Origin of the sequence: Agrobacterium sp. CGMCC 11546 (assembly GCF_013365515.1) — a bacterium.
Classification (GTDB): domain Bacteria; phylum Pseudomonadota; class Alphaproteobacteria; order Rhizobiales; family Rhizobiaceae; genus Agrobacterium; species Agrobacterium fabrum.
In genome coordinates, this window is record NZ_CP047387.1 from 1,343,441 (window position 1) to 1,357,665 (window position 14,225).

Annotated in this window: 11 protein-coding genes; 5 read left to right on the forward strand and 6 right to left on the reverse strand. The window is 60.0% G+C overall.

Features of this window, described 5'->3' with window-relative positions:
- Positions 1–5: 5 nt before the first annotated feature.
- Positions 6–701 (reverse strand): ribose-5-phosphate isomerase RpiA, encoded by a 696-nt coding sequence (rpiA, locus tag GSF67_RS06765; RefSeq protein ID WP_006315449.1) that lies wholly within the window; start codon positions 699–701, stop codon positions 6–8.
- 190 nt (positions 702–891) lie between these two features.
- Here rpiA and GSF67_RS06770 point away from each other — a divergent pair, with 190 nt between their 5' ends.
- Together GSF67_RS06770 and GSF67_RS06775 are read left to right on the forward strand one after the other, a co-directional pair.
- Entirely contained in the window at positions 892–1,593 is a 702-nt protein-coding gene (locus GSF67_RS06770; protein ID WP_035216405.1) for an HAD family hydrolase, read from the forward strand.
- Positions 1,594–1,619: 26 nt separating this feature from the next.
- Positions 1,620–2,195, forward strand: a complete 576-nt coding sequence (locus GSF67_RS06775; RefSeq protein ID WP_006315443.1) for a hypothetical protein — start codon at positions 1,620–1,622, stop codon at positions 2,193–2,195.
- A 56-nt stretch (positions 2,196–2,251) separates the two neighbouring features.
- Here the strand turns inward: GSF67_RS06775 and GSF67_RS06780 are convergent, their stop codons facing one another.
- Positions 2,252–4,120, reverse strand: a complete 1,869-nt coding sequence (locus GSF67_RS06780) for a murein L,D-transpeptidase (RefSeq protein WP_035216378.1) — start codon at positions 4,118–4,120, stop codon at positions 2,252–2,254.
- Between the two features lie 498 nt (positions 4,121–4,618).
- Between GSF67_RS06780 and fumC the strand changes: the two genes are divergently transcribed.
- Together fumC and GSF67_RS06790 are read left to right on the forward strand one after the other, a co-directional pair.
- Positions 4,619–6,010 carry a class II fumarate hydratase gene (fumC, locus tag GSF67_RS06785; protein ID WP_006315436.1) on the forward strand — a complete coding sequence of 464 codons (1,392 nt, stop codon included), beginning with the start codon at positions 4,619–4,621 and terminating at the stop codon, positions 6,008–6,010.
- A 198-nt stretch (positions 6,011–6,208) separates the two neighbouring features.
- Positions 6,209–7,141 (forward strand): alpha/beta hydrolase, encoded by a 933-nt coding sequence (locus GSF67_RS06790; RefSeq protein WP_006315434.1) that lies wholly within the window; start codon positions 6,209–6,211, stop codon positions 7,139–7,141.
- 109 nt (positions 7,142–7,250) lie between these two features.
- On the opposite strand, the gene GSF67_RS06795 is transcribed toward GSF67_RS06790, so the two are convergent.
- The 4 genes from GSF67_RS06795 to GSF67_RS06810 form a co-directional block, all read right to left on the reverse strand.
- Positions 7,251–8,888: a CTP synthase gene (locus GSF67_RS06795; protein WP_006315432.1), complete on the reverse strand. Its 1,638-nt coding sequence runs from the start codon at positions 8,886–8,888 to the stop codon at positions 7,251–7,253.
- A gap of 150 nt (positions 8,889–9,038) precedes the next feature.
- A complete protein-coding gene (gene secG / locus GSF67_RS06800; protein WP_010971746.1) occupies positions 9,039–9,512 on the reverse strand; it encodes a preprotein translocase subunit SecG in 474 nt (157 codons plus the stop codon).
- Positions 9,513–9,627: 115 nt separating this feature from the next.
- Positions 9,628–10,398, reverse strand: coding sequence for a triose-phosphate isomerase (gene tpiA / locus GSF67_RS06805; protein ID WP_006315428.1), 771 nt, complete (start codon positions 10,396–10,398; stop codon positions 9,628–9,630).
- A gap of 212 nt (positions 10,399–10,610) precedes the next feature.
- Positions 10,611–11,492, reverse strand: coding sequence for an alpha/beta fold hydrolase (locus GSF67_RS06810; protein ID WP_006315427.1), 882 nt, complete (start codon positions 11,490–11,492; stop codon positions 10,611–10,613).
- 226 nt (positions 11,493–11,718) lie between these two features.
- Between GSF67_RS06810 and parE the strand changes: the two genes are divergently transcribed.
- On the forward strand, positions 11,719–13,851 hold the full coding sequence (parE, locus tag GSF67_RS06815; protein ID WP_006315425.1) for a DNA topoisomerase IV subunit B: 2,133 nt from the start codon (positions 11,719–11,721) through the stop codon (positions 13,849–13,851).
- Positions 13,852–14,225 lie beyond the last annotated feature (374 nt).

The window sequence follows — 14,225 nt, forward strand, 5'->3', positions numbered from 1 at the left end:
TCCTGTTATACTGCCTGCATCACGCGGGCGCCTTCAGGGCCCGCGATGATGGCAAGCGATGCCAAATTTATGAAAAGTCCGTGCTCAACAACACCGGGGATAGTGTTCAGCTCGCGTGCCAGTGCTTCTGCATCAGGAATACGGCCAAAAGATGCGTCGAGGATCAGGTGTCCGCCATCCGTCATGAAGGCGCCGTCGCCGGAAGAACGCATCGTCAGTTCGCCCGAAAGACCCGACCGAGCCGCCAGTTTTTCAATGGCGATGCGTGTCGCCACCTGACCGAAGGGATTGATCTCGATGGGAAGCGGAAAGGCGCCAAGCGTCTCGACGACCTTGCTCTGGTCGGCGATCACGATCATGCGGCCGGATGCTGCCGCCACGATCTTTTCGCGCAGCAACGCGCCGCCGCCGCCCTTGACGAGACGTAGTGCATGATCAACTTCGTCGGCGCCGTCAATGGTCAGATCCAGTTCCGGCAATTCATCGAGGGATTTCAGCGGCACGCCAAGCTCGACGCACAGACGTGCGGTACGCTCGGATGTGGGAACGCCCTCGACCTTCAGGCCGGCCGCAACCTTCTCCGCCAGAAGACGGACGAATTCCTCGGCCGTCGAACCGGTGCCGATACCCAGCCGCATGCCGTCCTGCACATGGGACAATGCGGCCTCGGCGGCCTTGATCTTCATCTGGCGGGCATCCATGTGCCTGAAACTCCGGTAGCTTTGTCGTCGCCGTGCTGTTTACACGGGTCGAAAGCCAAACGAAAGCCTTTTTCAAGGCAACGAACAGAACGTTATGACGCGGTTGCAAAGACAGGCCCGTTTGCCTAGGCTTGGCGTCAATGAAAGCGCCGATCGTTCAGCACCCGCATTCCCCAAGAGGCCCGTTTCCGTGACATCCCGCCCGCTCTCCCCGCTCGCTATTTTCGATCTTGACGGCACGCTCGTCGATACCGCCGCCGATCTGGTCTCCAGCCTCAACCACACCATCGCCGCAGCCGGGCTTGCCCCCGTCACCTATGACGATCTGACCCACCTCGTCGGCCAGGGCGCGCGGGTGATGATCAAGCGCGCCTTCGCATTGCGCGAGACGGAATTGCCGGAAGCCGATATCGATCCCCTTTACGAACGCTTCATCACCCATTACCGCGCTGAAATGCCCGGCGAAAGCCGCCCCTATCCGGGCATCATCGAGACGCTGGACGCGCTCTCGCAAGCCGGCATCACGCTTGCCGTCTGCACCAACAAGACCGAAATCCTCGCTGTGCCGCTGCTCGAAAAACTCGGCCTGACGCGTTATTTCGCGGCGATTACCTGCGGCGACACCTTCGCCTTCCGCAAGCCCGATGCCCGCCATATTCTCGGCACCATCGAAAAGGCCGGCGGCGACGTGCAGCGCTCCATCATGGTGGGCGACAGCATCAACGATATTCTCGCCGCCAGGAATGCAGCAGTACCATCAATCGGCGTGACCTTCGGTTATACGGATGTGCCGATGGTAGAACTTGAGCCGGATGTCGTGATTGATGATTTCGCCGCTCTGACGCCCGATCTGGTGGCCCGACTGCTAAGGGCGCGCGACGCGGCAGCCTAGACCGCGGTGATATTCACAGCTTCGCCATGGTCGATCATAATTTCTTCTTCCCCCGCACCGCTGTCAGTATTATCGCCGTTGGCGATACTGGCGAAGCCCTGCTTCTGAGAGCCGTATTGGAAAGCCTTGGCGCATCGGTCCGGTTGCACCTTCCCGGCACGCCCGAAGATATTCTGGTGTGTCTGAAACAACCCGAAAACCCACCGCCCTATCTCATCATCAGCGGTCACGGCGATGAGAAGGGGCTGGTGGTCGGCGAATTCGACCCTGAAGTGACCCGGATGGAATTGCGACACGGCAGCATGCCCGCCGAAGCATTTCTCGGAAACGTCGATCTGCGGGACACCGTGGTTTTCAGCACGGCCTGCTGCACCGGTTCCGAGGCTTTCACCAAAGCCTTCATCGAGGGCGGCGTAAAAGCCTATGTGGCATCAGCCGGTTATCCAGACGGTGCGGCGACACCGCTCTTCGTGCATCTATTCTTTTATGAACTGCTCGTCCGCAAATCGCCGCTGGAAGAAGCGCTGAGGCTCGCCAACCTGCTCGATAGCGATGACGAACTAGCGTTCGAACTCTCCAAGCCACAAACCCCGGAACCGTAATCGGTCGAACAAAAAAGCGCCGTTTCCGGCGCTTTTTTCTCTAAGTCTAATTTCCATCAAATCGACGCGGCCCGCGCCTTTGTCGTCACGGCGAATGCCTTCTGCACATAGCTGTCGCGGTCATAGACGTCGTCGAAGAACTGCACCTTACCGTCCTTGTCCGGCCAGGCCGTGAAATAGGCGACATAGACCGGAACCTTCTCCGGCACCTGCACTGCGCGGTTCTTGCCCGCTGCAATCTGCTCATTGACCTTGTCGACGCTGGAGCCAAGAACGGCAGCAGCCATGCGGCGCGGATCGACCAGACGGATACAGCCGTGGCTCAACGCCCGCATGTCGCGGTTGAAGAAGCTCTTGGCCGGCGTGTCATGCATGTAGATCGCATGCGCGTTCGGGAACAGTATCTTCAGGTCGCCCAGCGCATTGTCGCTGCTCGGCGGCTGGCGCACGGAAACGGCGTTGGTGGAGCCGTACCAATTGACGCTGCTGGATGAGACCGCACGGCCGCCAACCTGTACTTCGTAACCCAACCGGTCGAGATAGGACGGGTCGCGGCGCAGCTTCGGCAGCATCTCGTTGACGATGATCGACTGCGGCACGCCCCAATAGGGATTGAACTCGACGGTCTGGATTTCGTCCTGGAAGAAATAGGTCTGGTTCGCCTTGGAACCGACAACCACCTTCATGCCGAACTGTTCCACGCCGTCATTGTGATAATAGGCCATGAAAGCGGGCTGGTTGATGAAGACGTAACGCTGGCCGAGATCTGCCGGCAGCCAGCGGACCTGCTCCATGGCCACCTGCACCTTGGCAATCTTGGCATCGTTGCTTTCGCCGACCATGGCGCGCACGGTCGCACGGCCGATCACGCCATCCGGCTTCAGGCCGTTTTCGCTCTGGAACGCCTTCACCAGATCGACGAGATCAGGCGTATAATCCGGCGTCTGCTGGTAAGCAGACATGATCGCCGCGTGTTCGGCCTTGAAGGCCGGCGACGCGCGATGCTCGATCGCCTTGACGACACTGGCCATATCGGCGCTGCTATTGCCGGGCTTCAGCACCAGATCAGCGGGAACGCGAACGGTGTGAGCCGCATCGCCCTCGCCGCGCAGGCGGGCAAGTTCCGCCTTCAACGCCAGATATTCGGCGCTCGATGGTTCACGGCTGCGCAGATAGGCGGCGACGTCGGGGCTCAGACCTGCAAGCTTCAGCACCGGCGCAAGGTTGACCGTCTTGCGCTTGAAATCATGGTAGCCAGACAACCGGTTCGGATCGACGCGGCCACGCGTCGTATCCTGCACATAGGCCAGAACCTTGGCCGACAGCGCCAGTTCGAACTGCATCTGGGCCCGCTGATAAGAATCCGAGGTCGATACGGAGGCCGTTTCGACCGGCGTGCCGGTCGCAGTCGTTCCGGCAGCATTGTTGCTGATGCTGGCGGTCACATCCCTTGCCGGTGCGGAAATGCTGTAATCGGCCGGATCGAGGCCGCTCTCGCCAACAGTCTCGAAGAAAGCGAGGACGGCGTTGGCGCGCTCGGTCAGTTCACCGCCGGAAACCCACAGCGTCTTGCCGCCCGCGCCGTAATAGGCCTCCAGTGCCTTGCCGATCTCAGGCGTGGCGCTGAACTTCAGGTTGGCAAGGCCTTCGCCGAAATTCGCCGTGTTTACCACACGAGCCGCATCCGCCTTGTAATCGTAATAACGCGGGCCGGAAACGCGCGGCAGAGGCTCGGGATCGGAGGCATCCGCACTTTGTCCGGCGCTTGATCCGGAACCGGATGGCGAGGTAACGATGCCGGCCGGCGGCAGTTCACCGCGATCACGCGCGATCTTGCCCGGGCCGCCGCGCAGGAGGTCCATCAGCGTCACCGCGCCGGCGCTGCCGGGAAGAGCGGTGGAAACGGAAAGACCGAGAGCCAGCACCAGTGCTGCCGATGATTTTCCAGATGTGACTTGCAATTTGATCCTCGTAGCACCCAGCACCGCCCGAAAACGGCGGGCATCAGTTTCATGCCTGTCTAGCCGATAGACGGCCCGTTGAAAAGAAAACGCCTAAAGCCCACAACCGTGCCGAAATGAACCTCATGATACAGCCAAAGCCATAAAAACGTAATTTCCAGAATTGGCGAGAATGGTTAAATTTCCATTTATTTCATTCACTTTGCCGTGGCCCGCCACTGCCTTTTCGCATCACGGAAAGCCCGGTCTTCAAGGCATTTCAAGCCGTAGTAAAAATGACACGCCGCGCCGTTTTTCACGCCATCACCCTGACGAGGTCGAAATCGCTTAAGGTCGTGGGAAATATCTGCCTCTGCCGCATTGCAGCGCTTTCATTGCCGGCGCGATGATTCTATATATCGGCCGCGCAAGGCGGGCGAAGTGCCGTTTTGGCGGAGGAAAACGAGTAAAAAGGCAAGATTGATGACAGCCACACGGACAGAAACCGATACATTTGGCCCTATTGAAGTTCAGGCCGATCGCTACTGGGGCGCGCAGGCGCAGCGCTCGCTCGGCAACTTCAAGATCGGCTGGGAAAAGCAGCCCGCCTCTGTCGTTCGTGCCCTCGGCATCGTCAAGCAGGCCGCTGCCCGCGCCAACATGGCGCTGGCAGGTCTCGACCCCAAGGTGGGAGATGCCATCATCGCCGCCGCGCAGGAAGTCATCGACGGCAAGCTGACCGAGCATTTCCCGCTCGTCGTCTGGCAGACCGGCTCCGGCACCCAGTCCAACATGAATGCCAACGAGGTGATTTCCAACCGCGCGATCGAAATGCTCGGCGGCGAAATGGGCACCAAGAAGCCTGTTCACCCGAATGACCACGTCAATATGAGCCAGTCCTCGAACGACACCTACCCGACGGCGATGCACATCGCCTGCGTGGAAGAGATCGTTCACCACCTGTTGCCGGCCCTCAAGCACCTGCACACGGCGCTGGAAGCCAAGGTCAAGCAGTTCGAAAAGATCATCAAGATCGGCCGCACCCACACCCAGGATGCGACACCGCTGACGCTCGGCCAGGAATTTTCCGGTTATGCCGCTCAGGTTGCTTCGGCTATCGCCAATATCGAACTCACCCTGCCCGCACTGTCGAAGCTCGCCCAGGGCGGCACGGCCGTCGGCACGGGCCTCAATGCCCCTGTTGGTTTCGCCGAAAAGGTCGCCGAGGAAATCTCCAAGATTACCGGCCTTTCTTTCGTTACCGCGCCGAACAAGTTCGAAGCGCTTGCCTCGCATGATTCCATGGTCTTCTCCCATGGCGCGATCAATGCTGCCGCAGCAGCACTGTTCAAGATCGCCAATGACATCCGCTTCCTCGGCTCCGGCCCGCGCGCCGGTCTCGGCGAATTGTCGCTGCCGGAAAATGAACCCGGCTCGTCGATCATGCCGGGCAAGGTCAACCCCACCCAGTCGGAAGCACTGACGCAGGTCTGCGCCCACATTTTCGGCAACAATGCAGCGCTCTCGTTTGCCGGTTCGCAGGGCCACTTCGAACTCAACGTCTATAACCCGATGATGGCCTACAACTTCCTGCAGTCGGTCCAGCTTCTGGGCGATGCGGCCGTCTCCTTCACCGACAATTGCGTCGTCGGCATCGAGGCCCGCGAAGACAATATCAGGAAGGGCGTCGAAAACTCGCTGATGCTGGTGACGGCACTGAACGGCAAGCTCGGCTATGACATCTGCGCCAAGATCGCCAAGACCGCACACAAGAACGGCACGACCCTGCGCGAAGAAACCGTCGGCGGCGGATACCTCACCAACGAGGAATTCGACCAGTTTGTGCGCCCCGAAAACATGATCGGCCCGAAGTAAGCCGGTTTGGAGTTTCTGGGAATTGGGAACGGGCCTTCGGGCCCGTTTTTGTTTGCCCGATTGACAGCTAGGTAATGAGACCGGAGTAGGGCCGGAACATCGAGATGCACCGGCATTGACCTCATTTGGTGTTTTTACATCTTCCTCATACACTGTTCTTCCGCAGGAAATGCCACGACCAAGCACGAGGGTGATATCATGATCTGCCGCCGCAGCCTGCTTCTGGGTGGCGCGCTCCTCGCCACTGTGATGAAAGCCCCGCATCTGCTTGCCGACGGCGATCGACCCCGAATTTCCCTCTGGCCCGGCCTGCCTCCCGGCGGCCACGGTCCAAGCGGTTCCCGGAACATCAGCAAAAAAGGCGCTGTCACCAACATCGCCATACCGGGCCTTGAGGTGTTTGCACCCACCAGGCCAAACGGGTCTGCAATGCTCATTGCAGGCGGCGGCGGGTATAAACGCGTCGAGGAAGGCAAGGAGTCCTATCCCGCCGCACGCTGGCTTGCCGCCAGAGGCATTTGCGCTTTTGTCCTCACCTATCGCCTTCCGACCGAGGGATGGACTGCCGGGCCGCTGGCACCACTTCAGGACGCACAGCGCGCATTTCGTCTGATACGTGCACGCAGTTCGGATTGGCAGCTCGATCCGCGACGGATAGGCGCACTTGGCTTTTCCGCAGGCGGCCACTTGATGGGACTGGCAGCGACCCGCCCGGCGTTTGCATCCTACACGGCGGTCGATGACATCGACAGGCAATCAGCCCGGCCGGATGTCGCAGCCCTGATCTATCCGGTCATCACGCTTGTAGCACCTTATGACCATACGTCCACCCGCAGATCGCTTATCGGCACTCACCCCACAGACGAGGCGACGCGAGAATGGTCGGTGGAAAACCATGTGAGCAAGGATTGCCCGCCCGTCTTCATCACGCAGGCGGATGACGACCGGATTTCCAATCCAGCCAATAGCCTCATCATGCAGCAGGCCTGCGAGAAGGCGGGGGTGAATGTCGAATTTCATCCAATCGCCTCCGGTGGCCATGGCTTTGGCATGGGCAAGCCCGGAACCGCGACACAGGAATGGCCGCAATGGTTTGAAGCATGGCTGCGAAAACACAAATTTCTCGCTTGATGCAGCCCGGCAATCCCGATCCCGGCAAACCATGATTGCAGGACGGAAAGTCTGGTTCGCCAAACAAAAAAGGACCGCAAACGCGGCCCTTTTTGTATCTTTCAAACCGTCAAACCAGCCGGCTCTGCTCCACCGCCGCTTCGACGAAGCTGGCGAAAAGCGGATGCGGGTCGAGCGGGCGGCTCTTGAGTTCGGGGTGGTACTGGACGCCGATGAACCACGGATGATCGGGATATTCCACCGTTTCCGGCAGGACACCATCGGGAGACATGCCCGAGAAGACCAGGCCGCACTCTTCCAGCCGGTCCTTGTAGTCCACATTCACCTCGTAGCGGTGGCGGTGGCGCTCGGAAATATCAGTTGTGCCATAGATTTCGGCGATCTTGGTGTCTTTCTTCAGCGCCGCCTTGTAGGCGCCGAGACGCATGGTGCCGCCGAGATCGCCCTTGGTGGAGCGCTTCTCCAGCTCGTTGCCCTTCACCCATTCGGTCATCAGGCCAACGACGGGTTCCGCCGTGGGACCGAATTCGGTGGACGAGGCATTTTCGATGCCGGCGAGATGTCGGGCCGCTTCCACGACCGCCATCTGCATGCCGAAGCAGATACCGAAATAGGGCACGTTGCGCTCACGGGCGAACTGAGCCGCCATGATCTTGCCTTCGGAACCGCGCTCGCCGAAACCGCCCGGCACCAGAATGCCGTTGACCTTTTCGAGATAGGGCGTCGGATCTTCCTTTTCGAAGACTTCCGACTCGATCCACTCCAGCTTAACCTTGACGCGGTTGGCAAAGCCACCGTGATGCAGCGCCTCGATCAGCGACTTGTAGGCATCCTTGAGGCCGGTATATTTGCCGACGATCGCAATCGTTACCTCGCCTTCCGGCGTGCGGATGCGGTTGCAGACCTCTTCCCACTGTTCCAGACGCGGCTTCGGCGCCGGTTCGATGCCGAAGGCGGCCAGCACTTCCGAATCGAGACCTTCATTGTGGTAGGCGATCGGAACGTCATAGATGTTGGCAACATCCAGCGCCTGAATGACGGCGGACGGACGCACGTTGCAGAACAGCGAGAGCTTGCGGCGTTCCGCTTCCGGGATTTCCCGGTCGGCGCGCACCAGCAGGATATCGGGATGAATGCCAAGCGCCTGCAGTTCCTTCACGGAATGCTGGGTCGGCTTTGTCTTCAGTTCGCCGGCCGCCGGAATGTAAGGCATCAGCGTCAGGTGAACATAGATTGCAGTGCCACGCGGCAGGTCGTTGCCGAGCTGGCGGATCGCCTCCATGAACGGCATCGCCTCGATATCACCCACCGTGCCGCCGATTTCGCAGATGACGAAGTCGTAATCGTCATTGCCTTCGGTCACGAAATCCTTGATCTCGTTGGTAACATGCGGAATGACCTGAACGGTCGCGCCGAGATAGTCGCCGCGGCGTTCCTTGTCGATGATGTTCTTGTAAATGCGACCGGTGGTGATGTTGTCGGTCTTGGTGGCCGAACGCCCGGTAAAGCGTTCATAGTGGCCAAGGTCGAGGTCCGTCTCGGCACCGTCATCCGTCACGAACACTTCGCCGTGCTGTGTCGGGCTCATGGTGCCGGGATCAACGTTCAGATAGGGGTCGAGTTTGCGAAGCCGCACCCGATAACCACGGGATTGCAGCAAAGCTCCGAGTGCCGCAGCTGCGATGCCCTTACCGAGAGAGGAGACCACGCCGCCTGTGATGAATACATATCGCGCCATGGGATTCACCGGATACCTTTTTACCTCTGATTCCGCCAGCCCAAATTTCATTGTTTCGAAAATTCGCTGTTGACGAATCTGCGATGGGGCGAGCCGGAATGCGAACAAAAGAAAACCGGCAGGCTTTTGGCCTGCCGGAGCGTTAAATCAGAACCGGGCTTATTGACCGGTCGGAACGGCGTTCGGATCGGCGGGCTGCGCCGGGGCCGGAGCGGCCGTGCCGGAAGCGGCCGGAGCCGGTGTGGCCTGTGCCGGAGCCGTCTGCGCCGGTGCGGCTGCACCACTATTGGTCGGAACGCCATTTCCAGCCGGAGCCGGCGCTGCCGGCGTCTGTGCCGGGCCGAGCGTGTCGAGAATGCCGTTGCCCTGGCCTTGCGTGGCCGGAATACGGTTCAGAATATCGGTTGGACGCGATTCGTAACGGGTCATAAGACCAAGGCCGAGCGACGTCAGAAAGAACAGCGCGGCGAGGATACCCGTTGTGCGGGTCAACGCATTGGCCGTTCCGCGCGCGGACATGAAGCCCGAACCGCCGCCGATACCGAGGCCGCCGCCTTCGGAACGCTGGATCAGGACCACGCCGACGAGCGCCAGCACGATCATGAGGTGAATAACAATCAAAACGGTCTGCATGACAATCCATTCCATGCCCCGCGCGGAGCACTACAAAGAAGGTTTCGCGGCTCTTTACATGAGGCGAAGGTTTATTCCAAGCCCCTTTCCAGCCGCTGTGACAGGAAAGCTGGTCTCAGGCCGTCAGTTGCTCATATGCCGCATAGATGGAAAGGAAGTCTGCGGCTTTCAAGCTGGCGCCGCCGATCAGCGCGCCATCGACATTCTCGACGCCCATCAGTTCCAGCGCATTGGCGGGCTTTACAGAGCCACCATAGAGAATGCGCATGGTCTTGCCGGCGTCACCGAAGCGCTTGACCAGCTCGTCGCGCATGAAGGCATGGGCCTCACGCACGTCCTGCGTGGTCGGGGTAAGGCCAGTGCCAATCGCCCACACAGGCTCATAGGCGATGACGGTGTTTTCAGCAGTCGCTTCATCCGGCAGGGAGCCGGCCAACTGGCGCTTGAGAATATCCAATGTCTGGCCCGCCTTGCGCTCATCCGCCGTCTCGCCGATGCAGACGATGGCGATAAGGTCGACCTGATGGGCAGCGGATGCCTTGGCGCGAACCAGGTGATCGGTCTCGGCGTGGTCGGTGCGGCGCTCGGAATGGCCAACGATGACATGGGTGCCGAAGCAATCGGCAATCATCTCGGCGGAAATATCGCCGGTATGGGCGCCGGTGTCATTCTGGTGGCAATCCTGCGCGCCGATCAGCAGCGGGCTATCATCGCAGAGCGCCGTTGCTACGTAGAGCAATGTCGAGGGCGGGCAGATCAGCGCATCCACCTTCTCGGACAGCGCGCCCTTAACGCCCTCTGCCATGGCCTTGATCTGATCGAGCGAGGCACGGGTGCCGTTCATCTTCCAGTTTCCGGCAACAAGCGGTCGAACATTCGGCGTCATAGGTATCCCATTCCCTTTGTCTCTGGCCCGCTTTTGGCGGCACCCCCATCCCTCGGCCGCACGCGGCCCTTAATCACGACAGAAACCCTGCCGGAAATCCCGGGTTATTCCTTTAACCGCAGCTGGCCGCAAATGGTACAAAAAAGCGGCCTAAAGGTTCAAAACAACGGCGGATTTCGCAATTTTGCCGTTGCTGATCCAAAACAGAGGCCTCAGCGGCTCAAAATCCAGTTCAATACCACCCGCCAGTCGGTCATGCGCACCGGTGTACCATGGCTGCCTGTCTCGTAACGCGTAAACCGCGCCGGCTCGCCGGCCTTGAGTAACGAGCGGAAGATCGTCGCCTGCTGATCCGCCGAATAGACCTTGTCGGCGCTGCCATGGGTGAACCAGACCGGCTTCTTCGCTTTGGCAAAGGCGCTTTTCGGAAAATCGGGATCGACCGCACCGCCAAGGATCGCCATGCCCTTGAGATTGGCGACGGCCGCCTTGTCGCGGCTGATGCCATAACAGATGAAACTTCCCATAGACGCGCAGGTCAGCACCACCGGCTTCCCACCCGACTTCTGCGCCGCATCGGCAATCAGCGCCGCGACATCGGCGACGCCGTTTTCGTCGAAGGAGCGAACACTCGGCGCGTAATAGGTCCCGCCATTGGCGATGGCGAGATTTTTCAGCCGGTTGAAATTGCCGCCGAACGTATAGTCGTTCATGCCGAGCCGCCGGTCGCCGCCGCGTCCGTGGATGAAGATGACGGTGAAGGCCTGTCCGCTTGCCGGCCCGACACGGCCCACCTCAAGCGCCCTGCCCTCGACGGACACGGTTTCCAGGGCCTGCGCCTTCTTTGGCGCCATATCCAAGTATTGCCGCTTCACCCGGCGCTCCGGCACCTCGTCGCGGCCGTTGATGTCGCGCATTTCCTGATAGTCGATGACTTCGGATGCGCCGCCATCGCCGGTGGAAACCACCGTCTGGGCGGAAAACAGCTCATCCTTGAAAGGCCGCAGCGGCCCGTCAGCAGCCGGGGCCGCAACCGGCATGGCCGCAACAGTGAGGCTGAAAAGAGTACAAAACGTGAAATGAGCTGTGGACATGCCTTGGCTAACCGTTCATTCGTGGCTGCGAGACTTGCCATCGCAAGGCCGGCAGCGCAATCCTCCTGTTGCGAACCCCTGACACAATCGTGGCATAGGATGCACCGCGCTCGCCCAAACGGACCCGGTTCAATCGGACGGGAAACGCATTTGGCGTTATGATTGACGCGACTGACATAATGATTCGCATGGCGAAATTCTGACACACGCTTTTGAACCTTTGGACATGATGGACGACAGCAACGATCTCTTCTCCGGTCTTCCGGCAGCACAAAACAGCGATACGGAAACGAACGAGGACACGGTGAAACCTGTGAAGGCCCCGGCGACCGCAGCTGCCAACGTGCCCGCCAACCGGAATGTGCAGCCGAAACCCGCAGCCATTGCGGCCATCCCAACGTCCGCTCCGCCCGCCCCCGTATCTCCTTCCGGTGACGACTACGGCGCCTCGTCGATCCGCGTGCTTGAAGGGCTGGAGCCCGTTCGCATGCGTCCGGGCATGTATATTGGCGGCACCGACGAAAAGGCGCTGCACCATCTCTTTGCCGAAGTCATCGACAACTCCATGGACGAGGCCGTCGCCGGCCACGCCAATTTCATCGAGGTTCATCTCGATGCTGAAGGTTTTCTGACCGTCACCGATAACGGCCGAGGTATCCCCGTGGAGAACCATCCGCAGGTTCCGGGCAAATCGACGCTCGAAGTCATCATGACCAAGCTGCATGCCGGCGGCAAATTCGATGGCAAGGCCTATGAGACATCGGGCGGCCTGCATGGCGTCGGCGTTTCCGTGGTCAATGCGCTCTCCGACCTGCTGGAAGTTGAAGTCGCCCGTAACCGCAAACTTTACCGCCAACGTTTTTCGCGCGGCGCGCCGATTGGCGGGCTTGAGGAACTGGGCGACGTGCATAATCGCCGCGGCACCCGCGTGCGTTTCCACCCCGACCCGCAGATTTTCGGCGATCACGCGAAATTCGAACCGGCCCGCATCTTCCGCATGGCCCGCTCCAAGGCTTATCTGTTCGGCGGCGTAGAAATCCGCTGGAGTTGCGACCCCGGCATGGTGCCGGCCGATGGCGAAATCCCTGAAAAGGCCGTGTTCCATTTTCCGGGTGGTCTCAAGGACTATCTGGCGGCCACGCTCGGCAAGGAATTCACGGTCACCCGCGAGATTTTCTCGGGCCGCACCGAAAAGACCGGCGGCCACGGTGCGTTGGAATGGGCTGTCACCTGGTATGGCGGCGACACGCAGATCCATTCCTATTGCAACACCATCCCAACGCCCGAAGGCGGCACGCATGAGGCCGGTTTCCGCATCGCGCTCACCAAGGGCCTGAAGAACTATGCCGAGTTGACGCAGAACAAGCGCGCCCGTGAAATCACGACCGATGACGTGATGATCTCGGCAGCCGGCATGCTCTCGGTCTTCATCCGCGAGCCGGAATTCGTCGGCCAGACCAAGGACAAGCTTGCGACCGTCGAGGCCCAGCGCATTGTTGAAAACGCGCTGCGCGATCCTTTCGACCACTATCTCACCGGCAACCCGGGCGAAGCGGCCAAGCTGCTCGACTGGGTGATCGAGCGCGCCGAAGAACGCCTTCGCCGCCGCAAGGAAAAGGAAGTCAACCGCAAGACAGCGGTGCGCAAGCTGCGCCTGCCGGGCAAGCTGGCGGACTGCTCGCAGAACACGGCTGAGAATGCGGAACTTTTCATCGTCGAGGGTGACTCGGCTGGCGGCTCGGCCAAGCAGGCGCGCAACCGCGCCAATCAGGCCATCCTGCCGCTGCGTGGCAAGATTTTGAACGTCGGCAGCGCCAGCCGCGAAAAGCTATCGGCCAACCAGCAGATCGCCGATCTCATCCAGGCACTCGGCTGCGGCACGCGCACCAAGTACCGCGAAGAGGATCTGCGTTACGAACGCATCATCATTATGACCGATGCCGATGTCGACGGCGCCCACATCGCCTCGCTGCTCATCACCTTTTTCTATCAGGAAATGCCGGAACTCATCCGCGGCAACCATCTCTATCTGGCGGTGCCGCCGCTCTACGTCATCCGCCAGGGCGCAAAATCAGCCTATGCCCGCGACGACGCCCATCGCGCAGAGCTGATGGAAACCGTCTTTAAGGGCAAGAAGGTCGAAATCGGCCGCTTCAAGGGCCTCGGTGAAATGATGGCCGCACAGCTGAAGGAAACCACCATGGATCCCGAAAAGCGCACCCTGCTGCGCGTCGAGATCGATGACGTGGATTTCGAAGGCACCCGCGAGGCGGTGGACAATCTGATGGGCACCAAGGCGGATGCTCGCTTCCGTTTCATTCAGGAACGGGCGGCTTTCGCGGATAATCTGGATATTTGATGAGAAACCGACCTCAATATTGGCCAAAAGGCGTCAGATCTGGCCATTTTTGAAGCTGAATCTGGCCAAACCACTTTTAACTGTTTCCGGGTGCTGAAAAGTGCCCGGAAAATAGCTGAAAGACCAAAACAGGAATTAACTAAACAGGCGCGGTGTTCGAGTGTCCGTCGTCGAATGATTTTACACTTTTTGGGCTTTGGCGGACTGGAGTTTCCGGCTCGATTTGCGGGTTGATTTAAGCCGCTAGGAAGACAGGCTTCCCCGTTGTGGGCTTTGTTGGCGCAAACGATGATGGCAACGTGGCGGTTGTCACCGCAGCGACAGAGCGCCCTGTTGATTCCCTCTCTGGAAGAGCTTGGTTCCAGAGGGGCATC

Bases quoted from the DNA above. Each gene is read 5' to 3' on its own strand.
- tpiA (WP_006315428.1), bottom strand. From the start codon at position 10,398: ATGACGCCGAATGTTCGACCGCTTGTTGCCGGAAACTGGAAGATGAAC.
- GSF67_RS06790 (WP_006315434.1), top strand. From the start codon at position 6,209: ATGATCTGCCGCCGCAGCCTGCTTCTGGGTGGCGCGCTCCTCGCCACT.
- parE (WP_006315425.1), top strand. From the start codon at position 11,719: ATGATGGACGACAGCAACGATCTCTTCTCCGGTCTTCCGGCAGCACAA.
- GSF67_RS06775 (WP_006315443.1), top strand. From the start codon at position 1,620: ATGGTCGATCATAATTTCTTCTTCCCCCGCACCGCTGTCAGTATTATC.
- rpiA (WP_006315449.1), bottom strand. From the start codon at position 701: ATGGATGCCCGCCAGATGAAGATCAAGGCCGCCGAGGCCGCATTGTCC.
- fumC (WP_006315436.1), top strand. From the start codon at position 4,619: ATGACAGCCACACGGACAGAAACCGATACATTTGGCCCTATTGAAGTT.
- secG (WP_010971746.1), bottom strand. From the start codon at position 9,512: ATGCAGACCGTTTTGATTGTTATTCACCTCATGATCGTGCTGGCGCTC.
- GSF67_RS06810 (WP_006315427.1), bottom strand. From the start codon at position 11,492: ATGTCCACAGCTCATTTCACGTTTTGTACTCTTTTCAGCCTCACTGTT.